Source organism: Actinosynnema sp. (genome assembly GCF_052038725.1).
In genome coordinates, this window is sequence record NZ_JBQGCX010000914.1 from 1 (window position 1) to 23,706 (window position 23,706).

A 23,706-nucleotide genomic window follows, 5' to 3' on the forward strand; every position below is an offset into this window, starting at 1 on the left:
GCTGGCCGTACGGGGGCTGCGCGGCGGGCGGCTCGGGCTGCGGGGCCGACGCGCCGCGCAGCACCGGGCCGTCGAAGTCGTCACCGGGCGGCGGGGGCGGCGGGGGGACGTCGCGCTGCTCGACCCTCAGCACGTCCCGCAGCGACGGCGCGCCCGGCAGCACGTCGGGCAGGTCGACCAGGCGCCCGCCGTCCTCGGCCAGCGGGGCCACCGCGCCGCTCACCTGCTCGCGGACCGAGCCTGCGGCCTGCCGCACCACCTGGGTGATGGTCCTGGCCAGCTGCTCCGGGGTGGACCGCTCGAACGCGCGGGGCGACAGCTCCAGCCGGTCCAGCACGCCCGTCGCGTCGACCACCGCGGTCACGGCGCCGTCCGGCGACGACGCGCGACCGGACAGGGCGGCGACGGCGGCCTGCACGTCCTTCAACGCCTCGGTGCGCTGCCTCACCTCGCGCATGACGCTGTCGAGGGTGTCGCGCAGCTGGGCGTTCCGGGCGGCCAGCGCGTCGTTGTCGTCCCAGTCGGGCATGGCGGCGTCGGGGCCTTCCGGTGACGGTGGGTGAGGGGGAGCGCATCGGAATCTAATGCTCCCGCGGACCCCTGTACCGGGAATCGGCGCATTGCTCCGGGGCGCGCGGGCGGTCCGTCCTGGACTGTCCGAAGTGGCCGTCCGAACGCGGTCCGGAGGGTGGGGCCGGTCGCGCCGTCCCGCTCCCCGCGCCCCCCCGTCCGGGCGGGCGATCGCGCGGTGACCGCCCCCGTCTGCGCGAGGGTGACCGCCGACCGTGCGCGGGTCCCGTCGCGCGGTTCGGTGAACCCCGTGCCACTGGTGGCCACGCGGCGCTGAACTGCGCCGGGAAACCCGGATGCGGATCTCCCGAACCGGTGGTTGAATCGTCCGCACGGGTGAACGACTGCGGGATCCGCCCCCGGGGCGGGGCCGTTTTGACCGGTGCTAACCGTGCGGAGTATCTTTGGTACTCGTGCCCGACCCATGTCGGGCCGCTCCGCGTGCCTACGCGCCAGTTGTTCTGGAAGGCGGGTCGCGGTGTCCTCCACACGCAGGGGCGTCCTGGGACGTGGCCTGCGGACCTGTGGTGAGGCGGTTCAACCCCCGCTCGGCCATGCCGGTGGGGCGCGACACGCCCGACCTCGGGTGCAGAGAGGGACCAGGTAACAGCGCTCGCCGCCCCAGCGGCGGGCACGTGAACGGAAGAAGCAGCCAGGCGTATGCCAACGATCCAGCAGCTGGTCCGCAAGGGCCGGCAGGACAAGGTCGCCAAGCAGAAGACGGCGGCCCTCAAGGGCAGCCCGCAGCGGCGCGGTGTGTGCACCCGCGTCTACACGACCACGCCCAAGAAGCCGAACTCGGCTCTGCGCAAGGTCGCCCGTGTTCGCCTGACCAGCGGCATCGAGGTCACCGCGTACATCCCCGGTGAGGGCCACAACCTGCAGGAGCACTCGATGGTGCTCGTGCGCGGCGGTCGTGTGAAGGACCTCCCCGGCGTCCGCTACAAGATCATTCGCGGTTCGCTCGACACCCAGGGCGTCAAGAACCGCAAGCAGGCTCGCAGCCGCTACGGCGCGAAGAAGGAGAAGAGCTGATGCCCCGCAAGGGACCGGCCCCGAAGCGGCCGCTGATCTCCGACCCGGTCTACAGCTCTCCGCTGGTGACCCAGCTCATCAACAAGGTGCTGGTCGACGGCAAGCGCTCCGTGGCCGAGCGGATCGTGTACGGCGCCCTCGAGGGCGCCCGCGAGAAGACCGGCACCGACCCGGTCGTCACGCTCAAGCGCGCGCTCGACAACGTCAAGCCCGCCCTGGAGGTCAAGAGCCGCCGCGTCGGTGGTGCGACCTACCAGGTGCCGATCGAGGTCAAGCCGGGTCGCTCGACCACGCTCGCCCTGCGCTGGCTGATCCTCTTCTCCCGGCAGCGCCGTGAGAAGACCATGATCGAGCGCCTGATGAACGAGCTGCTCGACGCGAGCAACGGCCTGGGCGCGAGCGTCAAGCGCCGCGAGGACACCCACAAGATGGCCGAGTCGAACAAGGCCTTCGCCCACTACCGCTGGTGACGCGACGCCCGGCCGGGGACACCCGGCCGGGCCGCTCCCGGCCCTAGTGAGCCTGCTACCAGCTAGCTCAAGACAGGGGAAACACCCGTGGCACAGGACGTGCTCACTGATCTGGCCAAGGTCCGGAACATCGGCATCATGGCCCACATCGACGCGGGCAAGACCACGACGACCGAGCGGATCCTGTTCTACACCGGGATCAGCTACAAGATCGGCGAGGTTCACGACGGCGCGGCCGTGATGGACTGGATGGAGCAGGAGCAGGAGCGCGGCATCACGATCACGTCGGCCGCGACGACCTGCTTCTGGAAGGACCACCAGATCAACCTGATCGACACGCCGGGCCACGTCGACTTCACGGTCGAGGTGGAGCGCAACCTCCGCGTGCTGGACGGCGCCGTCGCGGTGTTCGACGGCAAGGAGGGCGTCGAGCCCCAGTCCGAGCAGGTGTGGCGGCAGGCCTCGAAGTACGACGTTCCCCGCATCTGCTTCGTCAACAAGATGGACAAGCTGGGCGCGGACTTCTACTTCACCATCAAGACGATCTCCGAGCGTCTTGGCGCGAAGCCCCTCCCGATCCAGATCCCGATCGGTGCCGAGAGCGACTTCATCGGCGTCGTCGACCTGATCAACATGCGCGCCCTCACCTGGCGCGGCGAGGTCCAGAAGGGCGAGGACTACGCCGTCGAGGAGATCCCCGCGGATCTGCTGGAGCGCGCGCAGGAGTACCGCGAGCAGCTCGTCGAGGCCGTGGCCGAGACCGACGACGCCCTGATGGAGATGTACCTCGGGGGCGAGGAGCTGTCCGTCGAGCAGATCAAGACGGGCATCCGCCAGATCGTCAAGGAGGGCACCGCGTACCCGGTGCTCTGCGGCTCGGCGTTCAAGAACAAGGGCGTCCAGCCCATGCTCGACGCCGTGATCGACTACCTGCCGTCGCCGCTCGACCTCCCGCCGGTCGAGGGCACGCTGCGGGACGGCGAGACCGTGGTCACGCGCAAGCCCTCCACGGACGAGCCGTTCGCCGCCCTGGCGTTCAAGATCGCCGCGCACCCCTTCTTCGGCAAGCTGACCTACATCCGGGTGTACTCGGGTCAGGTCGCCTCCGGGGCCCAGGTCATCAACTCGACCAAGGACCGCAAGGAGCGCATCGGGAAGATCTTCCAGATGCACGCCAACAAGGAGAACCCGGTCACCGAGGCCATGGCGGGGCACATCTACGCCGTGATCGGTCTCAAGGACACCACGACCGGTGAGACCTTGTGCGACCCGGCTCACCCGATCGTCCTCGAGTCGATGACCTTCCCCGAGCCCGTCATCCAGGTGGCCATCGAGCCCAAGACGAAGGCCGACCAGGAGAAGCTGGGCACCGCGATCCAGAAGCTCGCCGAGGAGGACCCGACCTTCCGGGTCAAGCTCGACGAGGAGACCGGCCAGACCATCATCGCCGGCATGGGCGAGCTCCACCTGGACATCCTGGTGGACCGCATGCGCCGCGAGTACAAGGTCGAGGCCAACCTCGGCAAGCCGCAGGTGGCGTACCGGGAGACCATCCGCCGCAAGGTGGAGAAGTACTCCTACACCCACAAGAAGCAGACCGGTGGCTCCGGCCAGTTCGCGAAGGTCCTCATCGACCTGGAGCCGCTGGAGAAGAAGGAAGACGGCGCGCTCTACGAGTTCGTCAACGCCGTCTCCGGTGGTCGCATCCCGAGGGAGTACATCCCCTCGGTCGACGCGGGCGCGCAGGACGCCATGCAGTACGGCGTGCTGGCGGGCTACCCGCTGGTCGGCGTGAAGCTGACGCTGACGGACGGCGCCTACCACGAGGTCGACTCGTCGGAGATGGCGTTCAAGATCGCCGGTTCGATGGCCCTCAAGGAAGCGGCTCGCCAGGCGAGCCCCGCGATCCTCGAGCCCCTGATGGCTGTCGAGGTCACCACGCCCGAGGAGTACATGGGCGACGTGATCGGCGACCTCAACTCCCGCCGCGGCCAGATCCAGGCCATGGAGGAGCGCAGCGGAACCCGCGTCGTCAAGGCGCTCGTGCCGCTGTCGGAGATGTTCGGGTACGTCGGTGACCTGCGGTCCAAGACCCAGGGTCGGGCGAACTACTCGATGACGTTCGACTCCTACGCAGAGGTTCCCGCGAACGTCTCGAAGGAGATCATCGCAAAGGCGACGGGCGAGTAACCCAAACCGGAGCACCGCAGCACCACGCGGGCTCTCCGGGGGTTCAGTCCCTGGGGTCCGCAAAACCCTGACGTGACGCCCGGCGGGTCGAACCACACCCGCCGGGTAAAGCAATAGAAGTCCAGGAGGACAATCCAGTGGCGAAGGCGAAGTTCGAGCGGACGAAGCCGCACGTCAACATCGGCACCATCGGTCACATCGACCATGGCAAGACGACGCTGACCGCTGCCATCTCCAAGGTCCTGCACGACAAGTACCCGGACCTGAACCCCTTCACGCCGTTCGACCAGATCGACAAGGCGCCGGAGGAGAAGCAGCGCGGCATCACGATCTCGATCGCGCACATCGAGTACCAGACCGACAAGCGCCACTACGCGCACGTCGACTGCCCCGGTCACGCGGACTACATCAAGAACATGATCACGGGTGCGGCGCAGATGGACGGCGCCATCCTCGTGGTCGCCGCCACGGACGGCCCGATGCCGCAGACCAAGGAGCACGTGCTCCTGGCCCGCCAGGTCGGTGTGCCCTACATCGTGGTGGCCCTGAACAAGGCCGACATGGTGGACGACGAGGAGATCCTGGAGCTCGTCGAGCTCGAGGTGCGCGAGCTGCTCTCCGAGTACGAGTTCCCCGGTGACGACCTGCCCGTCGTCCGCGTCTCCGCGCTGAAGGCGCTGGAGGGCGACGCCGAGTGGGGCGAGAAGCTCATCGGCCTCATGGACGCCGTGGACGAGAACATCCCGGAGCCGGAGCGCGAGGTCGACCGCCCGTTCCTGATGCCGGTCGAGGACGTCTTCACGATCACCGGTCGTGGCACCGTCGTCACCGGTCGCATCGAGCGGGGCATCATCCAGGTCAACTCCGAGATCGAGATCGTCGGTATCAAGGAGACCTCGAAGAAGACCACGGTCACCTCGATCGAGATGTTCAAGAAGTTACTCGACGAGGGCCGCGCGGGCGACAACGCCGCGCTGCTGCTCCGCGGCATCAAGCGCGAGGACGTCGAGCGCGGCATGGTGATCGTGAAGCCCGGCACCACGACTCCGCACACCGAGTTCGAGGCGCAGGTCTACATCCTGTCGAAGGACGAGGGCGGTCGCCACACCCCGTTCTTCAACAACTACCGCCCGCAGTTCTACTTCCGCACCACCGACGTGACCGGCGTCGTGACCCTCCCCGAGGGCACCGAGATGGTCATGCCGGGCGACAACACCACCATGGCCGTGAAGCTGATCCAGCCGATCGCCATGGACGAGGGCCTGCGGTTCGCCATCCGCGAGGGTGGCCGCACCGTCGGTGCGGGCTCGGTCACCAAGATCATCAAGTGACCTCGCGCTAACTGAAACACCCCCCGGATTTGGCTTGCGCACGAGAGTGTGCAACTATTGACGGGTTGCTCGTCGGGGCGGCCGGTTCAGAACCATGGACCTGGCCGCCCCGTCACGAGCGGGGTAAGATCGTTGAAGTTGTGTTGGGCACAAAATCCCACAGGTTTCATCAGTGGGACCGGTTTATGGCCGGGAGGGCGACACGCCCGACCGCGTGGACCGGGCACCGTGACACCGCTGGGTGTCAGTCCTGAATAGGGGGCGGAGCGCGCCGGAGGTCCCGTGACCTCGCGAAAGGTGCCCGCACCGCGGCGGTACTAGAAGCAGAGGAACGGCAAGCCACTATGGCGGGACAGAAGATCCGCATCCGGCTCAAGGCCTACGACCACGAGGCGATCGACGCGTCCGCGCGCAAGATCGTCGAGACCGTGACGCGCACCGGCGCTCGGGTCGTCGGGCCTGTGCCGCTGCCCACTGAGAAGAACGTTTACTGCGTCATCCGCTCGCCGCACAAGTACAAGGACTCGCGCGAGCACTTCGAGATGCGCACGCACAAGCGTCTGATCGACATCCTCGACCCGACGCCGAAGACGGTGGACGCGCTCATGCGCATCGACCTGCCGGCGAGCGTCGACGTCAACATTCAGTAAGCGTGGACGCGGCAGTGTTGATCCCATTTGGGGCGGAGAGTAACGAGACCCATGTCTGACAGGCAGGTTAAGGGCCTCCTGGGCACCAAGCTCGGCATGACTCAGGTCTTCGACGAGAACAACCGGGTCGTCCCGGTGACCGTCGTCAAGGCCGAGCCGAACGTGGTCACCCAGGTTCGGACCCAGGAGAACGACGGCTACTCGGCCGTGCAGCTGGCCTTCGGCGCGATCGACCCGCGCAAGGTCATCAAGCCCGTTGCGGGCCACTTCGCCAAGGCGGGCGTCACGCCCCGCCGCCACCTGGCGGAGCTGCGCACCACGGACGCCTCCGAGTACCAGGTCGGCCAGGAGATCACCGCTGAGGTGTTCGAGGCTGGCGCGGTTGTCGACGTCGTCGGCACCAGCAGGGGCAAGGGCGACGCCGGTGTCATGACGCGCCACGGCTTCGCCGGCCTGGGCGCCAGCCACGGCACCCAGCGCAAGCACCGCTCGCCCGGTTCGATCGGCGGCTGCGCCACGCCCGGCCGCGTGTTCAAGGGTCTCCGCATGGCGGGCCGCATGGGCCACGCCCGCGTGACGACCCAGAACCTCAAGGTCTTCCGGGTGGACGCCGAGTCCGGCCTGCTGCTCATCAAGGGCGCCGTTCCCGGCCCCAAGGGCGGCACCGTGTTCGTCAAGACCGCTGCGAAGGGTGGTGCCTGATCATGACGACGTCCGTTGAGGTCCGCACCCCGGACGGCAAGACCGACGGCAGCGTCGAGCTGCCCGGCGCCGTGTTCGACGCGCAGGCCAACATCTCCCTGCTGCACCAGGTCGTCGTGGCCCAGCAGGCCGCCGCGCGCCAGGGCACGCACAAGGTGAAGACCCGCGCCGAGGTCTCCGGTGGCGGCAAGAAGCCGTACCGGCAGAAGGGCACCGGCCGCGCCCGCCAGGGCTCGACCCGCGCGCCCCAGTTCGCAGGCGGTGGCGTCGTGCACGGCCCCGTGCCGCGCGACTACTCGCAGCGCACCCCCAAGAAGATGAAGGCCGCCGCCCTGCGCGGTGCCCTCTCCGACCGGGCCCGCGCGAACCAGGTCCACGTGGTGACCGGCTTCGTCGAGGGCGACAAGCCCTCCACCAAGACCGCCCGCAAGGTCCTGGAGTCGGTGAGCACCGCCCGCCGCATCCTCGTCGTGCTGCTGCGCGACGAGGACGTGTCGTGGGTGAGCCTGCGCAACCTGACGCACGTGCACGTCATCGCGCCCGACCAGCTCAACACGTACGACGTGCTGGTCAACGACGACGTGGTGTTCAGCAAGAGCGCCCTGGACGTGTTCCTCGCGAGCAAGTCCCAGCAGGGCAAGGGCTCGGCCGAGGCGGTCGCCGGTTCGTCCGAGGTGGCACAGGAGGACGAGAAGTGATCCCCGACCACAGGGACATCCTGCTCGCGCCGGTGATCTCCGAGAAGTCCTACGGGCTCCTCGAGGAGAACAAGTACACCTTCCTGGTGTCCCCCGGCTCGAACAAGACCCAGATCAAGATTGCCGTGGAGAAGGTCTTCGGCGTCAAGGTCGTCAGCGTCAACACGATCAACCGTCAGGGCAAGCGCAAGCGCACCAAGACGGGTTACGGCAAGCGCAAGGACACCAAGCGCGCCATCGTGACGCTGTCCGCCGAGAGCAAGCCGATCGAGATCTTCGGCGGCCCGGCCGCCTGATGACGACGAGGACTGCGTAGAGATGGGCATTCGCAAGTACAAGCCGACGACCCCCGGTCGTCGCGGTGCGAGCGTCTCCGACTTCGCCGAGATCACTCGGTCGACGCCGGAGAAGTCGCTGGTCCGCCCGCTGCACGGCCGCGGTGGCCGCAACGCTTCGGGCAAGATCACGACGCGGCACAAGGGTGGCGGCCACAAGCGGGCCTACCGCCTGATCGACTTCCGCCGCACGGACAAGGACGGCATCCCGGCCAAGGTCGCTCACATCGAGTACGACCCCAACCGCACCGCCCGGATCGCGCTGCTGCACTACGTCGACGGCGAGAAGCGCTACATCATCGCCCCGGCCAAGCTGCACCAGGGCGACGTGATCGAGAACGGCCCCAAGGCCGACATCAAGCCGGGCAACAACCTGCCGCTCCGGAACATCCCGGTCGGCACCGTCGTCCACGCGATCGAGCTGCGCCCCGGTGGCGGCGCCAAGATCGCGCGTTCCGCGGGTGCGAGCGTCCAGCTCGTCGCCAAGGACGGCCCGTACGCCCAGTTGCGGATGCCCTCGGGCGAGATCCGCAACGTGGACGTGCGCTGCCGCGCCACGATCGGCGAGGTCGGCAACGCGGAGCACCAGAACATCAACTGGGGCAAGGCCGGCCGCATGCGGTGGAAGGGCAAGCGCCCGACCGTCCGTGGTGTCGCCATGAACCCGGTCGACCACCCGCACGGTGGTGGTGAGGGTAAGACCTCCGGTGGTCGCCACCCGGTGAACCCGGCTGGTAAGCCCGAAGGCCGTACCCGCCGCCGCAAGGCAAGCGACAGGCTCATCGTCCGGCGTCGTCGCACCGGTAAGAAGCGCTGAGCAGGGAGGGAGTGAAGGATGCCTCGCAGCCTGAAGAAGGGCCCCTTCGTGGACGACCACCTGCTCAAGAAGGTGGACGTCCTCAACGAGTCGGGTAAGAAGACCGTCATCAAGACCTGGTCCCGCCGGTCGACGATCATCCCCGACATGCTGGGCCACACGATCGCGGTGCACGACGGCCGCAAGCACGTGCCGGTGTTCGTGACGGAGGCGATGGTCGGGCACAAGCTCGGCGAGTTCGCCCCGACCCGCACGTTCAAGGGTCACATCAAGGACGACCGGAAGTCGCGCCGCCGCTAGGCGTCGAACTAGGAAAAGAGCAAGGGGAAGCAGCGATGAACGCCCGTAACGAAGCCGAAGCGCCGGAGTTCCCGCGCGCCGTGGCTCGGGCTCGCTACGTCCGCGACACGCCCATGAAGGTGCGTCGCGTCGTCGAGCTCATCAGGGGTCGTAGCGCCAGCGAGGCCCTGGCCGTGCTCCAGTTCGCGCCGCAGGCGGCATCTGAGCCGGTCCGCAAGGTGCTCGCGAGCGCCGTGGCCAACGCCGAGAACAACCTGTCCCTGGACCCCGACACCCTCTGGGTGTCGAAGGTCTACGTGGACGAGGGTCCGACCCTCAAGCGATTCCGCCCGCGTGCCCAGGGCCGCGCGTACCGGATTCGCAAGCGGACGAGCCACATCACCGTCGAGGTGGAGAGCCGTCCCAAGAAGACCAGCGCGAAGGGAAGTGCTCGGTAGTGGGTCAGAAGATCAACCCGCACGGCTTCCGGCTGGGGATCACCACCGACTGGAAGTCCCGCTGGTACGCCGACAAGCAGTACGCCGAGTACGTGGCCGAGGATGTCAAGATCCGCAAGCTGCTCTCGCGTGGCATGGAGCGTGCAGGCATCTCCAAGGTGGAGATCGAGCGCACCCGTGACCGGGTCCGCGTCGACATCCACACCGCCCGGCCGGGCATCGTCATCGGCCGTCGCGGCGCGGAGGCCGACCGCATCCGCGGTGAGCTGGAGAAGCTCACCAAGAAGCAGGTGCAGCTGAACATCCTCGAGGTCAAGAACCCCGAGTCGGACGCGCAGCTCGTGGCGCAGGGCGTCGCCGAGCAGCTGTCCAACCGCGTCGCCTTCCGCCGCGCGATGCGCAAGGCCATCCAGTCGGCCATGCGCTCCCCGCAGGTGAAGGGCATCCGCGTGCAGTGCGGCGGTCGCCTCGGCGGCGCCGAGATGTCCCGCTCGGAGCACTACCGCGACGGCCGCGTGCCGCTGCACACGCTCCGCGCCGACATCGACTACGGCTTCTTCGAGGCCCGCACCACGTTCGGCCGCATCGGCGTCAAGGTGTGGATCTACAAGGGCGACGTGGTCGGTGGCATCAGCGCCAAGCGCGAGCGCGACGCGGCCCCCTCGGCCGAGCGCGCGCCCCGGCGCGACCGCGGTGACCGCCCCAACCGGGCCCGTCGCTCCGGTGCCAGCGGCACCACCGCGACGAGCACCGAGGCCGGTCGTGCCGCGGCTGACGCACAGGCCAGCGACAAGCCGGCCGCGACCGAAGAGAAGACGGAGGGCTGAGTCGTGCTCATCCCGCGCAGGGTTAAGCACCGCAAGCAGCACCACCCCGGTCGTTCCGGTGCTGCCAAGGGCGGCACGAGGGTCACCTTCGGCGAGTTCGGCATCCAGGCCCTGGAGCCCGCCTACGTGACCAACCGGCAGATCGAGTCGGCTCGTATCGCCATCACCCGGCACATCCGCCGCGGTGGCAAGGTGTGGATCAACATCTTCCCCGACCGCCCGCTGACGAAGAAGCCCGCCGAGACCCGCATGGGTTCCGGCAAGGGCTCTCCGGAGTGGTGGGTGGCCAACATCAAGCCGGGCCGTGTCCTGTTCGAGATGTCCTTCCCGAACGAGGCAATCGCCCGTGAGGCGCTCCGTCGCGCGATCCACAAGCTGCCGATGAAGTGCCGCATCGTCACGCGTGAGGGTGGTGACTTCTGATGGCAGCGGGTACCACCGCTTCCGAGCTGCGCGAGCTGACTGAAGAGGAGCTCGTGCTGCGCCTTCGGGAGGCCAAGGAGGAGCTGTTCAACCTCCGCTTCCAGATGGCCACCGGGCAGCTCGACAACAACCGCCGCCTGCGCACGGTCCGGAACGAGATCGCTCGGGTCTACACCGTGATGCGCGAGCGGGAGCTGGGTCTCTCGGCTTCCCCCGATGCGGCTTCCACTGGTGAGGGTGCGGCATGAGCGAGAACGAAGAAGTGACCACCGAGGCGCGCAACTACCGCAAGGTGCGCGAGGGCCTCGTCGTGTCCGACAAGATGGACAAGACGATCGTGGTCGCGGTCGAGGACCGCAAGAAGCACCGCCGCTACTCGAAGGTCATGCGCTCCACCACCAAGGTGAAGGCGCACGACGAGCAGAACACCGCTGGCATCGGCGACCGCGTCCTCCTCATGGAGACCCGGCCGCTGTCCGCCACCAAGCGGTGGAGGCTCGTCGAGGTCCTCGAGAAGGCCAAGTAAGTCAGACCGAGCCCGTCAGGTCGGAAATCTGGCGGGCCAGGAATGGTCAAGGAGACAGGTAAGTGATCCAGCAGGAGTCGCGGCTCCGGGTCGCCGACAACACCGGTGCGAAGGAAATCCTCTGCATCCGTGTTCTCGGTGGTTCCGGCCGTCGCTACGCGGGCATCGGGGACATCATCGTCGCCACGGTGAAGCAGGCAATCCCCGGCGCGGGTGTCAAGAAGGGCGACGTGGTCAAGGCCGTCGTCGTCCGGACCGTCAAGGAGAAGCGCCGTCCCGACGGCTCTTACATCCGCTTCGACGAGAACGCCGCTGTGCTCATCAAGAACGACAACGAGCCGCGCGGCACCCGCATCTTCGGCCCGGTCGGCCGTGAGCTGCGCGACAAGAAGTTCATGAAGATCATCTCGTTGGCGCCGGAGGTGCTCTGACCATGAAGGTGAAGAAGGGCGACACCGTCGTGGTTATCGCCGGCAAGGACAAGGGTGCGCGCGGCAAGGTCATCCAGGCCTACCCCGCGCTGGACCGCGTCCTGGTCGAGGGCGTCAACCGCATCAAGAAGCACACCCGGATCACGCAGACCCAGCGCGGCGCGCAGTCGGGCGGCATCGTGACCCAGGAGGCCCCCATCCACGTGTCCAACGTGATGGTGGTCGACTCCGACGGCAAGCCGACCCGTGTGGGCTACCGGACGAACGACGAGGGCAAGCGGGTCCGCATTTCCCGTCGTAACGGGAAGGACATCTGATGACCACCGCTGAGAAGATCACGCCGCGGCTGAAGACCCGCTACCGCGAGGAAATCGCCGCCGAGCTGCAGAAGCAGTTCGAGTACGCGAACGTGATGCAGATCCCCGGCGTCGTGAAGGTCGTCGTCAACATGGGTGTCGGCGACGCCGCCCGCGACGGCAAGCTGATCGAGGGCGCCGTGCGCGACCTGTCGATCATCACCGGCCAGCGCCCCGAGGTCCGCAGGGCCCGCAAGTCCATCGCGCAGTTCAAGCTCCGCGAGGGCATGCCCATCGGCGCCCGCGTCACGCTGCGCGGCGACCGCATGTGGGAGTTCCTGGACCGCCTGCTGACGATCGCGCTGCCGCGCATCCGCGACTTCCGCGGCCTGTCCGGCAAGCAGTTCGACGGCAACGGGAACTACACGTTCGGCCTCAACGAGCAGTCGATGTTCCACGAGATCGACCCGGACGCCATCGACCGCCCGCGCGGCATGGACATCACGGTCGTCACGACCGCCACCAACGACGAGGAGGGCCGGGCGCTGCTCAAGCACCTGGGCTTCCCGTTCAAGGAGAACTGACAGATGGCCAAGAAGGCTCTGATCAACAAGGCGGCGGGCAAGCCGAAGTTCAAGGTGCGCGCCTACACCCGCTGCCAGCGCTGCGGTCGTCCGCACTCGGTGTTCCGCAAGTTCGGCCTGTGCCGGATCTGCCTGCGCGAGATGGCCCACCGGGGCGAGCTGCCCGGCGTGAGCAAGTCGAGCTGGTAGTCCCGCCTCGGCGGCCGGTTTTTCTCTCTACATCCACTTCGCTGTAGGCCCGTCCACGACCAGCGCCCCGCCCCCGCGAGGGGGCGGGCCGCTCGGACCCTGGCTGGGGAACCGCAGCGAGAAAGGTTGACCAGGTCACCATGACGATGACCGACCCGATCGCAGACATGCTGACTCGTCTGCGGAACGCGAACTCGGCTTACCACGACAAGGTCGTGATGCCGCACTCGAAGCTGAAGGCGAACATCGCCGAGATCCTCAAGCGCGAGGGCTACATCGCCAGCTACCGCGACGAGGATGGCGAGGTCGCCAAGAACCTGGTGATCGAGCTGAAGTACGGCCCGAACCGGGAGCGCAGCATCGCAGGCCTCCGCCGCGTCTCCAAGCCCGGTCTGCGGGTTTACGCGAAGTCGACCAACCTGCCGAAGGTGCTGGGCGGTCTTGGCGTCGCGATCATCTCGACCTCTGGCGGTCTGCTGACCGACCGCCAGGCCAACAAGCAGGGCGTGGGCGGAGAAGTCCTCGCCTACGTCTGGTAGAAGGGGGGACTGAAGGCATGTCGCGCATCGGAAAGCTGCCGATCACCGTCCCCTCCGGGGTCGACGTGAACATCGACGGCCAGGCCGTCAGCGTGAAGGGGCCGAAGGGCACCCTGAACCTGACGATCGCCGAGCCGATCACCCTCGAGAAGGCCGAAGACGGCACGCTCGAGGTCAAGCGCCCGAACGACGAGCGCCGCAGCCGCTCGCTCCACGGCCTGTCCCGCACCCTGGTGCAGAACATGGTCGTCGGCGTGACGCAGGGCTACGAGAAGAAGATGGAGATCCACGGCGTCGGTTACCGCGTGGCTCTCAAGGGCTCGGACCTCGAGTTCGCCCTGGGCTACAGCCACCCGGTCAAGGTCGAGGCCCCCGCGGGCATCACCTTCGCGGTGGAGACGCCGACCCGCTTCTCCGTGGCTGGCATCGACAAGCAGCTCGTCGGCGAGGTCGCCGCGAACATCCGCAAGCTGCGCAAGCCCGACCCGTACAAGGGCAAGGGCGTGCGCTACTCGGGTGAGAAGATCCGCCGCAAGGTCGGAAAGACGGGTAAGTGACATGAGCGAGACTGCAACGAAGCGCAAGCCGGTGGGCAAGGACATCTCGACCACCCGCCGCATCGCGAAGACCCGCCGTCACTTCCGCCTCCGCAAGAAGGTCAGCGGCACGGCGGAGCGCCCGCGCCTGGTCGTGCACCGCTCGTCGAAGCACATCACCGTGCAGATCATCGACGACCTCGCGGGCCACACCCTGGCGGCTGCCTCCTCGGTCGAGGCGGACGTCCGGGCGCTCGACGGCGACAAGAAGGCCCGTGCCGCCAAGGTCGGTCAGCTGGCCGCGGCTCGCGCCAAGGACGCCGGCATCAGCAAGGTGGTGTTCGACCGCGGTGGCAACGCCTACCACGGCCGGGTCGCCGCTCTCGCGGATGCCGCCCGCGAGGCGGGGCTGGAGTTCTGACAATGATCATCACCGGAATTGAGAGGGACGCCTGATGCCAGGACGCACGCGTCGCGAAGGCGGCGGGGGCGAGCGCGGAGAGCGCCGCGACCGTCGTGACGGCGGCCGCGGCGGCGCGGCCCAGGAGAAGACCCCGCACCTGGAGCGCGTTGTCGCGATCAACCGCGTCTCCAAGGTCGTCAAGGGTGGTCGCCGGTTCAGCTTCACGGCCCTCGTGGTCGTGGGCGACGGCGACGGCATGGTGGGCGTCGGCTACGGCAAGGCCAAGGAAGTTCCGGCCGCCATCGCCAAGGGCGTCGAGGAGGCGAAGAAGAACTTCTTCCGCGTCCCCCGCATCGCGGGCACCATCCCCCACCCGGTCCAGGGTGAGAAGGCGGCCGGTGTCGTGCTGCTGCGCCCGGCCTCGGCCGGTACCGGTGTCATCGCCGGTGGCGCCGTCCGCGCGGTGCTGGAGTGCGCCGGTGTCCACGACGTGCTGAGCAAGTCGCTGGGCTCCGACAACGCCATCAACATCGTGCACGCCACCGTGGCGGCCCTGAAGGGCCTCCAGCGTCCGGAGGAGGTGGCCGCCCGCCGCGGTCTGCCGCTCGAGGACGTCGCTCCCGCCGGCATGCTCCGCGCCCGCGCAGGGGCGGTGTGACCATGGCACAGCTCAAGGTCACCCAGGTGAAGAGCACCATCGGTACCAAGCACAACCACCGGGAGTCCATGCGGACCCTGGGGCTGCGCAAGATCCGCCAGTCGGTGGTCCGCGAGGACACGCCGCAGGTGCGCGGGCTCATCCACGCCGTGCGCCACCTGGTGGTCGTCGAGGAGGTCCAGTCGTGACCATCAAGATCCATGACCTGAGGCCGGCCCCCGGCGCCAAGACCAAGAAGACCCGCGTGGGTCGTGGTGAGGGCTCCAAGGGCAAGACCGCCGGTCGCGGCACCAAGGGCACCGGAGCGCGGAAGAACGTCTCGCCGCGCTTCGAGGGTGGCCAGATGCCGCTGCACATGCGCCTGCCCAAGCTCAAGGGCTTCCGCAACCCGTTCCGCACCGAGTACCAGGTCGTGAACGTGGCCGACCTCGCCCGCCTGTTCCCCAAGGGCGGCCGGGTCGACGTGGACGCGCTCATCAACGCCGGCCTCGTTCGCAAGAACGAGCTGGTGAAGGTGCTGGGCGACGGCGACATCAACGGCGTCAAGCTCGACGTCGTCGCCAACAAGTTCTCCGGCAGCGCGGTCGAGAAGATCGCCGCCGCCGGTGGCACCACCACCGTCCTCTGAGCCTCGCCTCAGACACGGGCGTGTGACGCCTGAACTGCTGAACGGCCCCCGGAGTTCCGACTCCGGGGGCCGTTTCGCGTTCCGGATCGGGCCGCCCGGCGCCGGATTCGCGCCCGCTGATCGTCGTCCACCACTCCCAGGGGTGACATTTGGATGACTTCTGCGCCGTTAGCAGGTGCGCGCGGACTGCGGCACCCCTGTCCGGCGTCCCACTTCGCGAACCTGTTCGCGATGGGCGTAACCAGCGGCTACGCTCCCCGAACTTGATCCATTCGGGGGCTTGCCGGTCACCGGTGCCGATCGGGTAGTAAGTGTGGGGGATGACTGGATGCGGTGACCTGCCCAGCGGCTGTTAAAGTCGCGGGCTGTACCCGGATGGTTCCGGGTCGGTCGCGGCTACCCGTCGCTTCCACCACCGCCGGCCCTGTCCGGCGGGAGCCCACAAGACCGTGCCGGCAAAACGGCCGGTACCGCAGGATGCCGACCCACGCGGGGCGGCAACGCTGATGGAGGTTCGCGTGCTCGGCGCATTCCGCTCGGCTCTCGCGACGCCGGACCTACGCAAGAAGATCCTCTTCACGCTGGGGATCATCGTGGTGTACCGGTTGGGCGCGACCCTGCCCGCGCCGGGCGTCTCGTTCGTCAACGTCAAAAAGTGCGTCGAGCAGGTCGACCAGCAGGGCATCTACTCCCTGATCAACCTGTTCAGCGGCGGCGCGCTCCTGAACTTGTCGATCTTCGCGCTGGGCATCATGCCCTACATCACCGCGAGCATCATCGTCCAGCTGCTCACCGTGGTCATCCCGCGGTTCGAGCAGCTGAAGAAGGAAGGCCAGTCCGGCCAGGCCAAGCTGACCCAGTACACCCGGTACCTGACGATCGCGCTCGCGGTCCTGCAGTCCACCGGCATCATCGCCCTGGCGGTGCGCGGTCAGCTGTTCGCCAACTGCGACGTCCCGGTCATCCCGGACGACAGCATCTTCTCCCTGATCGTCATGGTCGTGACCATGACCGCGGGCACCAGCGTCATCATGTGGCTCGGCGAGGTCATCACCGAGAAGGGCATCGGCAACGGCATGTCGTTGCTGATCTTCACCGGCATCGCGGCCCGCGTCCCGGTCGAGGGCCAGGTCATCTGGAGCCGCGGCGGCCTGACCTTCGCGCTGGTCTGCGTGTCGGCCCTGCTGATCATCGCCAGCGTCATCTACGTGGAGCAGGCCCAGCGCCGCATCCCCGTCCAGTACGCGAAGCGCATGATCGGCCGCAGGATGTACGGCGGCACCTCGACCTACCTGCCGCTGAAGGTCAACCAGGCCGGCGTCATCCCGGTCATCTTCGCCTCGTCGCTGCTCTACCTGCCCGACCTGATCTCGCGCCTGACCGCCGCCAACGACGGCTCGGCGCCCGGCTGGTGGCAGACCTTCGTCGCGACCCACCTGGTCTCCCAGTCGAGCCCGGTGCACATCTCGCTGTACTTCCTGCTGATCGTCTTCTTCACCTACTTCTACGTCGGCATCACGTTCAACCCGGACGAGCGCGCCGACGAGATGAAGAAGTTCGGTGGGTTCATCCCCGGCATCCGGCCGGGCCGCCCCACCGCCGAGTACCTCCGCTTCGTCCTGGGGCGGATCACGCTGCCCGGCTCGCTGTACCTCGGTATCGTCGCGATCCTGCCGAACCTGTTCCTCGACCTGACCGGTGAGGGCCAGAACCAGAACTTCCCCCTCGGCGGCACGGCGGTGCTGATCATGGTCGGTGTCGGCCTCGACACCGTGAAGCAGATCGAGAGCCAGCTCATGCAGCGCAATTACGAAGGGTTCCTCCGCTAGATGCGACTCGTTCTCGTCGGCCCGCCCGGAGCGGGCAAGGGCACGCAGGCCAAGAATCTCAGCGCCGCGCTCGCCGTGCCGCACATCTCCACGGGGGACCTGTTCCGCGCGCACATCAGCGAGCAGACCCCGCTCGGCCAGGAGGTCCAGGAGTACCTGGACGCCGGCGAGCTCGTGCCCGACGAGGTGACGAACAAGATGGTGCGCGAGCGCCTCGCCGAGCCGGACGCCGCGAACGGCTTCCTGCTCGACGGGTTCCCGCGCAACGTCGCCCAGGCGGACGTCCTCGGCGCCCTGCTCGCGTCCGAGGGGCACGAGCTGGACGCCGTGCTGGAGTTCCGGATCGACGAGGAGATCGTCGTCGAGCGGCTGCTCGCCCGCGGCCGCGCCGACGACAAGGAGGACGTCATCCGGCACCGCCAGCAGGTCTACCGCACCGAGACGGCCCCGCTGCTGGAGTACTACTCCGGCATCGTCGTCACGATCGACGCGGTCGGCGACGTCACCGAGATCAGCGAGCGGGCGCTGGCCGCGCTGCGCGGCGAGAAGTGACCGGTGGACTGCTCGATGCACTCCGGCGAATCGCACCAGGCGGTCGTGACCGCATGATCGAGATCAAGACCCGCGGCCAGCTGGAGGCCATGCGCGCCTCCGGCCTGGTCGTGGCGAAGGCCCTGACCCTGATGGCCGCGCACGCCAAGGCGGGGGTCAGCACGGCCGAGCTGGACCAGCTCGCCGAGCAGACCATCCGCGACGCGGGCGCCGTGCCGAGCTTCAAGGGCTACCACGGGTTCCCGGCGAGCATCTGCGCGTCGGTCAACCAGCAGGTGGTCCACGGCATCCCCAGCCGCACCCAGATCCTCGCGGACGGCGACCTGCTGTCGATCGACTGCGGCGCGATCCTGGACGGCTGGCACGGCGACTCGGCGCTCACCGTCCCGATCGGGACGGTCACCGAGGCCGAGCTGAAGCTGTCCGAGGCGACCAGGACGTCGATGCTCGCGGGCATCGAGGCCGCGGTGGCGGGCGCGAAGCTGTCGGACGTCTCGTTCGCCATCGAGTCCGAGACGATCGCCGCGGGCGAGCGCGACGGCGTCGAGTACGGGATCGTCGACGGCTACGGCGGCCACGGCATCGGCACCAAGATGCACATGGACCCGTTCCTGCCGAACTACGGCAAGCCCGGCAAGGGCCCCCGGCTCAAGCCCGGCATGGCGATCGCGATCGAGCCGATGCTGACCCTGGGCACGGACCAGACGGTGGAGCTGTCGGACGGCTGGACGGTCGTCACGGCGGACAAGTCGAAGGCCGCGCACTGGGAGCACAGCGTGGCCATCACCGAGGACGGCCCCTGGGTGCTGACGGCGCCCGAGGAGGGCTGAGACCCCGGCTGTGCGAGCGGCCCCCCAACCGACCGGGTCGGGGGCCGCTCTGCGTTCTGAGCCTGCGTTCCGGGCCTGTCCGGACCGGCCCGGTCGGGGCCGGGGCCTCGGTCAGACCCCGTCGTGCCCGGCCGCGTCGCACTCGCCGGGCGCGCAGCCCGCGGGGCAGCGGCGCGCGGCCAGCCCGGTGGTCAGCAGGGCGCAGGACGCGATCCCGGCCAGCAGCAGAGCCGTGGTCAGCACGGGTTCCCACCTCCCGCCGGGACGCGTGCGGTCCCGGTAGGGGTATTCCACCGGATGCTTCACCCGGACGTGGCCCGAACGGTCCCGCTGTCACACCAACGGGCTAAGGGGGGTGGGGTTTCTTCCCCCTGGGACGGGGGCTACCTGGATACCGCGCGGGGCCGGGGGTCGCCACCATGGAGGTGTGATCGAACCCGTGAAGCCCGAGGACATCAGGGTCTCGGACAAGGACCGCGAGCAGGTCCAGGACTTCCTCCGGCGCGCCCACGTCGAGGGCTCCCTCGACGTGACCGAGTTCGACGAGCGGGTCGGGGAGGCGCTGCGCGCCAGGACGCGCGGGGACCTCGCCCGGCTCATCGCGGACCTGCCGGTGCCGGACACCGAGCCGCTCGACTTCCGCCCCCGGCCGCAGGCGCCCGCGCCGACCGCCGGGTACGCGCGCCCCGACTCGAAGTACCACCGCGTGCTGCGGGTGCTCACCCAGATCTGGCTCGCGGTGAGCGCGCTGAACTTCGTCGTCTGGCTGCTGGTCAACGTCTCCGACGTCATCGACGGGCACGGGCTCGACGACCCCTGGTTCCTGTGGTTCACCGCGCCCCTCGGCGCCGCGCTGGGCGCGCTCTGGTGGCTCGCCCCCCGCGAGCAGCGGGCGCGCGGGTAGCTTCGGGGGGACCGGAGGGACGGGGGAGCGGTGACTGCCGAGGAGCGCGACAAGGCGCAGGCGCTGGAGGTGCTGGGCGAGGCCCGCGCCGAGGGGCGGATCAGCGAGGGCGAGCTGCTGCGGCGCTCGGGCGCGGTGCGGGCGGCGAGCACGTACGCCGAGCTGACCGCCGCGCTGACCGGGCCGCCGCGCCCGGAGGCCCCGCCCGCGCCCCCCGAGCGGGCCTCGTGGCTGTCCGCGCTGGTCAACGGCTGGCGCTCGCAGGACCCGTCCGCGCCCCGGTCGGCCGACCACCTGCCCGCCGCCGGGCCGCCGCCCGCCGAGGCCGCCGGTTCCCGGTCCGCCGAGGCGTCCGCCAGGGCCGAGGGCGCGCCCGCCGACCGGCCCGAGTGGGTCGCCGCGCTGGTCAACGCCTGGAACTCGCGGGACCTGTCCGACGCGCTGAGCGTGCTCGCCGTCGTCGTCTTCCTGGTGTGGGGCCTCGCCGCGCTGCGGGCGGAGATCATGCCTCACCCGTGGTGGATCTGGGTCGCCCTGGCGGCCATGGTCACCCGATTTGGGCGTTCAGGCGGCGGCGCGTAGTATGGGGCGGTGGCGCACACGTCGCGCCGGTTCCGCCATGCCCGTGGAGGTCGTCAGACCCCGGCAGGCAGCAGGTTCGCAAGGGCCTAGACGGACTCGGGGTCGTGCGTGCCCTAATCCGGAAGTACCCACCGTCACGAAACGCGGAGGACATGGGCAAGAAGGACGGGGCCATTGAGGTCGAGGGCCGCGTAGTCGAGCCGCTTCCCAACGCGATGTTCCGAGTCGAGTTGGAGAACGGGCACAAGGTCCTGGCGCACATCAGCGGCAAGATGCGTCAGCACTACATCCGAATCCTCCCCGAGGACCGGGTTGTCGTGGAGCTCTCGCCCTACGACCTGTCCCGAGGGCGCATCGTCTACCGCTACAAGTGACCTCCGGTGCCCGGTCACGGGCACTCGGCCACAAGCAGGAGAGCTCAGGCGTGAAGGTTCAGCCGAGCGTCAAGAAGATCTGCGACAAGTGCAAGGTGATCCGCCGTCACGGCCGGGTCATGGTGATCTGCGAGAACCTGCGCCACAAGCAGCGCCAGGGCTGAGCAGCACCCGCTGTCGTCGTTCGCCACGACGCCAAAGACAAGCAAGCCTCTTCGCACCTACCCACACCCCTGACACAGGGGCGTGGGCACACCCCCGGACTCCAGGCCGGGGCCGGGACGCCGTCCGCGAGAGCGGGCGGAACTGACGCAGCGAGTCAGTCCCGGGAACGGGCGAGGAGCAAACCTGGAGCGACACCACTGTTAGGAGCAAGCGCCGAATGGCACGACTCGCTGGCGTCGACCTCCCCCGCGAAAAGCGGTTGGAGATCGCGCTCACCTACATCTTCGGCATTGGTCGCACGCGCTCCAAGGAGCTGCTGAAGGCCACCGAGATCTCCCCGGACGTCCGGGTGAAGGACCTCGGTGACGACGACCTCGCCAAGCTGCGGGACTACATCGAAGAGCACTTCAAGCTTGAGGGTGATCTCCGCCGCGAGATCCAGGCCGACATCCGTCGCAAGATGGAGATCGGCTGCTACGAAGGCCTGCGCCACCGTCGCAACCTGCCCGTCCGCGGGCAGCGCACCAAGACGAACGCGCGCACTCGCAAGGGTCCGAAGAAGACCGTTGCGGGCAAGAAGAAGGCCGGCAAGAAGTAACCTCGCGGACCCTGAAGTAGGAGATCACCCAGAATGCCACCCAAGACCCGTCAGGGCGCCGGGGTCAAGAAGGTCCGGCGCAAGGAAAAGAAGAACGTCTCGCACGGCCAGGCCCACATCAAGAGCACGTTCAACAACACCATCGTGTCCATCACGGACCCGCTGGGCAACGTGATCAGCTGGGCTTCCGCGGGCCACGTCGGCTTCAAGGGCTCGCGCAAGTCGACGCCCTTCGCCGCGCAGATGGCCGCGGAGAACGCCGCGCGCAAGGCCGCCGAGCACGGTCTGCGCAAGGTGGACGTGTTCGTGAAGGGTCCCGGCTCCGGCCGCGAGACCGCGATCCGTTCGCTGCAGGCCGCCGGCCTCGAGGTCGGCACCATCCAGGACGTGACCCCGCAGCCCCACAACGGCTGCCGCCCGCCCAAGCGGCGCCGGGTCTGAGGCACGGGGAGGAGTAAGCACTCATGGCTCGCTACACCGGACCGGCCACGCGCATCTCGCGTCGCCTCAAGGTCGACCTCATCGGTGGGGACCAGGCGTTCGAGCGCCGCCCCTACCCGCCCGGCCAGCACGGCCGAGGCCGCATCAAGGAGTCCGAGTACCTCCTGCAGCTGCAGGAGAAGCAGAAGGCTCGCTACACGTACGGCATCCTTGAGAAGCAGTTCGTCCGCTACTACAAGGAAGCGGTTCGCCGCACCGGCAAGACCGGTGAGAACCTGCTGCAGATCCTCGAGTCGCGCCTGGACAACGTGGTGTACCGCGCCGGTCTGGCCCGCACCCGTCGCCAGGCCCGCCAGCTGGTTAGCCACGGTCACTTCCTGGTCAACGGCCACAAGGTGAACATCCCGAGCTACCAGGTGTCGAAGTTCGACATCATCGACGTCAAGCCCAAGTCGCTGCCGCTGCTGCCCTTCGAGGCCGCGCGCGCGTCCTTCGGCGACCGTCCGGTGCCGGCGTGGCTGCAGGTCGTCCCGTCGAACCTGCGGATCCTGGTGCACCAGCTCCCGGAGCGGGCGCAGATCGACACGCCCGTCACCGAGCAGCTGATCGTCGAGCTCTACTCGAAGTGATCCTCCTGGAGGGCGGCCCGACGGGTCGCCCTCCAGTCGGGTCCCGCGACGGCACTAAATGGTGTGCCGAACGCGTTTGCCGGTCTCCGCGACTGGCTCTCCCGGCGTCAAATAGCGGTCGCCGGGTTCAGAGAGGAAGAACCCAGTGCTGATTTCCCAGCGCCCCTCGCTCAGCGAGGAAGCGGTCAGCGAGACCCGCTCCCGGTTCGTCATCGAGCCGCTGGAGCCGGGTTTCGGCTACACCCTCGGCAACTCCATCCGCCGCACCCTGCTGTCCTCCATCCCCGGCGCGGCCGTGACCAGCATCCGCATCGACGGCGTGCTGCACGAGTTCACCACCGTGCCCGGTGTGAAGGAGGACGTCACCGACATCATCCTCAACCTCAAGGAGCTGGTCGTCAGCTCCGAGGAGGACGAGCCGGTGACCATGTACCTGCGCAAGCAGGGGCCGGGCGCGGTGACCGCCGGTGACATCGTGCCCCCGGCCGGTGTGACCGTGCACAACCCCGACCTGCACATCGCCACCCTGAACGGCAAGGGCAAGCTGGAGATCGAGCTCGTCGTCGAGCGCGGTCGCGGCTACGTCCCCGCCGTCCAGAACAAGCAGGCCGGTGCCGAGATCGGCCGCATCCCCGTCGACTCGATCTACTCGCCCGTCATGAAGGTGACCTACAAGGTCGAGGCCACCCGTGTCGAGCAGCGGACCGACTTCGACAAGCTGATCCTCGACGTCGAGAGCAAGCCCTCCATCACGCCGCGCGACGCCGTGGCGTCGGCGGGCAAGACCCTGGTGGAGCTGTTCGGCCTCGCTCGCGAGCTGAACGTCGACGCCGAGGGCATCGAGATCGGGCCCTCGCCCGCCGAGGCGGACACCATCGCGGCGTTCGCGATGCCGATCGAGGACCTGGACCTCACCGTCCGGTCCTACAACTGCCTCAAGCGCGAGGGCATCCACACGGTGGGCGAGCTCGTCTCGCGCAGCGAGGCGGACCTGCTGGACATCCGCAACTTCGGCGCGAAGTCCATCGACGAGGTCAAGATGAAGCTCGTCGGCCTGGGCCTCGCGCTGAAGGACAGCCCTCCCGGGTTCGACCCCTCGGCCGCCGCGTCCGACTACCCCGCTGAGGGGTGGGGCGCGGACTCGTCCGTGGACTCCCACGACGACGGCCAGGACTACGCGGAGACCGAGCAGCTCTGAGGCCGCTTAGCGGCCGGGCCGGAGCAGAG

The 23,706-nt window shown here is 68.5% G+C and carries 38 protein-coding genes; 36 read left to right on the top strand and 2 right to left on the bottom strand.

Annotated features, from left to right (window positions below; genetic code table 11):
* Window positions 1-529 (bottom strand): YbaB/EbfC family nucleoid-associated protein (locus tag ACTUAL_RS18945; RefSeq protein ID WP_440901201.1); only part of this gene is annotated, 529 nt, incomplete at its 3' end.
* A 701-nt stretch (window positions 530-1,230) separates the two neighbouring features.
* Between ACTUAL_RS18945 and rpsL the strand changes: the two genes are divergently transcribed.
* From rpsL to map, 28 genes are all read left to right on the top strand, one after another.
* On the top strand, window positions 1,231-1,605 hold the full coding sequence (rpsL, locus tag ACTUAL_RS18950) for a 30S ribosomal protein S12 (protein ID WP_015805295.1): 375 nt from the start codon (window positions 1,231-1,233) through the stop codon (window positions 1,603-1,605).
* Window positions 1,605-2,075, top strand: coding sequence for a 30S ribosomal protein S7 (gene rpsG, locus ACTUAL_RS18955; protein WP_440901202.1), 471 nt, complete (start codon window positions 1,605-1,607; stop codon window positions 2,073-2,075). The genes rpsL and rpsG overlap by 1 nt, the downstream gene beginning before the upstream one ends.
* A gap of 87 nt (window positions 2,076-2,162) precedes the next feature.
* Window positions 2,163-4,265 (top strand): elongation factor G, encoded by a 2,103-nt coding sequence (fusA, locus tag ACTUAL_RS18960; protein WP_440901203.1) that lies wholly within the window; start codon window positions 2,163-2,165, stop codon window positions 4,263-4,265.
* A 137-nt stretch (window positions 4,266-4,402) separates the two neighbouring features.
* Window positions 4,403-5,596 (top strand): elongation factor Tu, encoded by a 1,194-nt coding sequence (tuf, locus tag ACTUAL_RS18965; RefSeq protein WP_440901204.1) that lies wholly within the window; start codon window positions 4,403-4,405, stop codon window positions 5,594-5,596.
* Window positions 5,597-5,940: 344 nt separating this feature from the next.
* Window positions 5,941-6,246: a 30S ribosomal protein S10 gene (rpsJ, locus tag ACTUAL_RS18970; RefSeq protein WP_003938093.1), complete on the top strand. Its 306-nt coding sequence runs from the start codon at window positions 5,941-5,943 to the stop codon at window positions 6,244-6,246.
* Window positions 6,247-6,297: 51 nt separating this feature from the next.
* Entirely contained in the window at window positions 6,298-6,948 is a 651-nt protein-coding gene (rplC, locus tag ACTUAL_RS18975; RefSeq protein ID WP_440901205.1) for a 50S ribosomal protein L3, read from the top strand.
* A gap of 2 nt (window positions 6,949-6,950) precedes the next feature.
* On the top strand, window positions 6,951-7,646 hold the full coding sequence (rplD, locus tag ACTUAL_RS18980; RefSeq protein WP_015805290.1) for a 50S ribosomal protein L4: 696 nt from the start codon (window positions 6,951-6,953) through the stop codon (window positions 7,644-7,646).
* Window positions 7,643-7,942: a 50S ribosomal protein L23 gene (gene rplW / locus ACTUAL_RS18985; protein ID WP_015805289.1), complete on the top strand. Its 300-nt coding sequence runs from the start codon at window positions 7,643-7,645 to the stop codon at window positions 7,940-7,942. Before rplD ends, rplW begins: the two co-directional genes overlap by 4 nt.
* Window positions 7,943-7,964: 22 nt before the next feature.
* The gene (rplB, locus tag ACTUAL_RS18990; RefSeq protein ID WP_440901206.1) at window positions 7,965-8,798 is read left to right on the top strand and encodes a 50S ribosomal protein L2; all 834 of its coding nucleotides are present in this window, start codon (window positions 7,965-7,967) and stop codon (window positions 8,796-8,798) included.
* 18 nt (window positions 8,799-8,816) lie between these two features.
* The gene (rpsS, locus tag ACTUAL_RS18995; protein ID WP_015105260.1) at window positions 8,817-9,098 is read left to right on the top strand and encodes a 30S ribosomal protein S19; all 282 of its coding nucleotides are present in this window, start codon (window positions 8,817-8,819) and stop codon (window positions 9,096-9,098) included.
* 35 nt (window positions 9,099-9,133) lie between these two features.
* Complete coding sequence (gene rplV / locus ACTUAL_RS19000) at window positions 9,134-9,535, top strand: 50S ribosomal protein L22 (protein WP_096497127.1); 402 nt, start codon at window positions 9,134-9,136, stop codon at window positions 9,533-9,535.
* Window positions 9,535-10,362, top strand: a complete 828-nt coding sequence (gene rpsC / locus ACTUAL_RS19005) for a 30S ribosomal protein S3 (RefSeq protein ID WP_440901207.1) — start codon at window positions 9,535-9,537, stop codon at window positions 10,360-10,362. Before rplV ends, rpsC begins: the two co-directional genes overlap by 1 nt.
* Before the next feature lie 3 nt (window positions 10,363-10,365).
* Window positions 10,366-10,785, top strand: coding sequence for a 50S ribosomal protein L16 (rplP, locus tag ACTUAL_RS19010; RefSeq protein WP_096497126.1), 420 nt, complete (start codon window positions 10,366-10,368; stop codon window positions 10,783-10,785).
* Complete coding sequence (gene rpmC, locus ACTUAL_RS19015) at window positions 10,785-11,033, top strand: 50S ribosomal protein L29 (protein WP_096497125.1); 249 nt, start codon at window positions 10,785-10,787, stop codon at window positions 11,031-11,033. The genes rplP and rpmC overlap by 1 nt, the downstream gene beginning before the upstream one ends.
* Window positions 11,030-11,311 (top strand): 30S ribosomal protein S17, encoded by a 282-nt coding sequence (gene rpsQ, locus ACTUAL_RS19020; RefSeq protein ID WP_096497124.1) that lies wholly within the window; start codon window positions 11,030-11,032, stop codon window positions 11,309-11,311. The genes rpmC and rpsQ overlap by 4 nt, the downstream gene beginning before the upstream one ends.
* Before the next feature lie 62 nt (window positions 11,312-11,373).
* On the top strand, window positions 11,374-11,742 hold the full coding sequence (rplN, locus tag ACTUAL_RS19025; RefSeq protein ID WP_015805282.1) for a 50S ribosomal protein L14: 369 nt from the start codon (window positions 11,374-11,376) through the stop codon (window positions 11,740-11,742).
* Between the two features lie 2 nt (window positions 11,743-11,744).
* Window positions 11,745-12,059, top strand: coding sequence for a 50S ribosomal protein L24 (rplX, locus tag ACTUAL_RS19030; protein ID WP_015805281.1), 315 nt, complete (start codon window positions 11,745-11,747; stop codon window positions 12,057-12,059).
* Window positions 12,059-12,622, top strand: a complete 564-nt coding sequence (rplE, locus tag ACTUAL_RS19035; protein ID WP_015805280.1) for a 50S ribosomal protein L5 — start codon at window positions 12,059-12,061, stop codon at window positions 12,620-12,622. The genes rplX and rplE overlap by 1 nt, the downstream gene beginning before the upstream one ends.
* Window positions 12,623-12,625: 3 nt before the next feature.
* Window positions 12,626-12,811 (top strand): type Z 30S ribosomal protein S14, encoded by a 186-nt coding sequence (locus tag ACTUAL_RS19040; RefSeq protein ID WP_015805279.1) that lies wholly within the window; start codon window positions 12,626-12,628, stop codon window positions 12,809-12,811.
* Window positions 12,812-12,951: 140 nt separating this feature from the next.
* Complete coding sequence (gene rpsH / locus ACTUAL_RS19045; RefSeq protein WP_015805278.1) at window positions 12,952-13,350, top strand: 30S ribosomal protein S8; 399 nt, start codon at window positions 12,952-12,954, stop codon at window positions 13,348-13,350.
* A 17-nt stretch (window positions 13,351-13,367) separates the two neighbouring features.
* Window positions 13,368-13,907, top strand: a complete 540-nt coding sequence (gene rplF, locus ACTUAL_RS19050; protein WP_096497123.1) for a 50S ribosomal protein L6 — start codon at window positions 13,368-13,370, stop codon at window positions 13,905-13,907.
* A gap of 1 nt (window position 13,908) precedes the next feature.
* Window positions 13,909-14,307 (top strand): 50S ribosomal protein L18, encoded by a 399-nt coding sequence (gene rplR / locus ACTUAL_RS19055; RefSeq protein ID WP_096497122.1) that lies wholly within the window; start codon window positions 13,909-13,911, stop codon window positions 14,305-14,307.
* A 34-nt stretch (window positions 14,308-14,341) separates the two neighbouring features.
* Window positions 14,342-14,947, top strand: a complete 606-nt coding sequence (gene rpsE, locus ACTUAL_RS19060; protein ID WP_015105247.1) for a 30S ribosomal protein S5 — start codon at window positions 14,342-14,344, stop codon at window positions 14,945-14,947.
* A gap of 2 nt (window positions 14,948-14,949) precedes the next feature.
* Complete coding sequence (gene rpmD / locus ACTUAL_RS19065; protein ID WP_015805275.1) at window positions 14,950-15,135, top strand: 50S ribosomal protein L30; 186 nt, start codon at window positions 14,950-14,952, stop codon at window positions 15,133-15,135.
* Window positions 15,132-15,575: a 50S ribosomal protein L15 gene (rplO, locus tag ACTUAL_RS19070; protein WP_096497121.1), complete on the top strand. Its 444-nt coding sequence runs from the start codon at window positions 15,132-15,134 to the stop codon at window positions 15,573-15,575. The genes rpmD and rplO overlap by 4 nt, the downstream gene beginning before the upstream one ends.
* Window positions 15,576-16,093: 518 nt before the next feature.
* A complete protein-coding gene (gene secY, locus ACTUAL_RS19075) occupies window positions 16,094-17,404 on the top strand; it encodes a preprotein translocase subunit SecY (protein ID WP_440901208.1) in 1,311 nt (436 codons plus the stop codon).
* Complete coding sequence (locus ACTUAL_RS19080) at window positions 17,405-17,956, top strand: adenylate kinase (RefSeq protein ID WP_096497120.1); 552 nt, start codon at window positions 17,405-17,407, stop codon at window positions 17,954-17,956.
* 53 nt (window positions 17,957-18,009) lie between these two features.
* Window positions 18,010-18,786, top strand: coding sequence for a type I methionyl aminopeptidase (gene map / locus ACTUAL_RS19085; protein WP_096497119.1), 777 nt, complete (start codon window positions 18,010-18,012; stop codon window positions 18,784-18,786).
* Between the two features lie 111 nt (window positions 18,787-18,897).
* Here map and ACTUAL_RS19090 read toward each other — a convergent pair whose 3' ends face one another.
* Complete coding sequence (locus ACTUAL_RS19090) at window positions 18,898-19,029, bottom strand: hypothetical protein (protein ID WP_256374185.1); 132 nt, start codon at window positions 19,027-19,029, stop codon at window positions 18,898-18,900.
* Between the two features lie 184 nt (window positions 19,030-19,213).
* On the opposite strand from ACTUAL_RS19090, the gene ACTUAL_RS19095 reads away from it, so the two are divergent.
* The 8 genes from ACTUAL_RS19095 (at window position 19,214) to ACTUAL_RS19130 (ending at window position 23,677) form a co-directional block, all read left to right on the top strand.
* The gene (locus tag ACTUAL_RS19095) at window positions 19,214-19,690 is read left to right on the top strand and encodes a DUF1707 SHOCT-like domain-containing protein (protein WP_440901209.1); all 477 of its coding nucleotides are present in this window, start codon (window positions 19,214-19,216) and stop codon (window positions 19,688-19,690) included.
* Between the two features lie 30 nt (window positions 19,691-19,720).
* Window positions 19,721-20,272: a DUF1707 SHOCT-like domain-containing protein gene (locus ACTUAL_RS19100; protein ID WP_096497117.1), complete on the top strand. Its 552-nt coding sequence runs from the start codon at window positions 19,721-19,723 to the stop codon at window positions 20,270-20,272.
* 152 nt (window positions 20,273-20,424) lie between these two features.
* Complete coding sequence (gene infA / locus ACTUAL_RS19105; protein ID WP_005166804.1) at window positions 20,425-20,646, top strand: translation initiation factor IF-1; 222 nt, start codon at window positions 20,425-20,427, stop codon at window positions 20,644-20,646.
* A gap of 50 nt (window positions 20,647-20,696) precedes the next feature.
* Window positions 20,697-20,810 carry a 50S ribosomal protein L36 gene (gene rpmJ, locus ACTUAL_RS19110; protein ID WP_010148647.1) on the top strand — a complete coding sequence of 38 codons (114 nt, stop codon included), beginning with the start codon at window positions 20,697-20,699 and terminating at the stop codon, window positions 20,808-20,810.
* A gap of 218 nt (window positions 20,811-21,028) precedes the next feature.
* Window positions 21,029-21,409, top strand: a complete 381-nt coding sequence (gene rpsM / locus ACTUAL_RS19115) for a 30S ribosomal protein S13 (protein WP_096497116.1) — start codon at window positions 21,029-21,031, stop codon at window positions 21,407-21,409.
* 33 nt (window positions 21,410-21,442) lie between these two features.
* The gene (gene rpsK / locus ACTUAL_RS19120; protein ID WP_440901210.1) at window positions 21,443-21,850 is read left to right on the top strand and encodes a 30S ribosomal protein S11; all 408 of its coding nucleotides are present in this window, start codon (window positions 21,443-21,445) and stop codon (window positions 21,848-21,850) included.
* 23 nt (window positions 21,851-21,873) lie between these two features.
* Window positions 21,874-22,479 (top strand): 30S ribosomal protein S4, encoded by a 606-nt coding sequence (gene rpsD, locus ACTUAL_RS19125; protein WP_015805265.1) that lies wholly within the window; start codon window positions 21,874-21,876, stop codon window positions 22,477-22,479.
* Between the two features lie 145 nt (window positions 22,480-22,624).
* Window positions 22,625-23,677, top strand: coding sequence for a DNA-directed RNA polymerase subunit alpha (locus ACTUAL_RS19130; protein ID WP_015805264.1), 1,053 nt, complete (start codon window positions 22,625-22,627; stop codon window positions 23,675-23,677).
* Window positions 23,678-23,706: the final 29 nt, after the last annotated feature.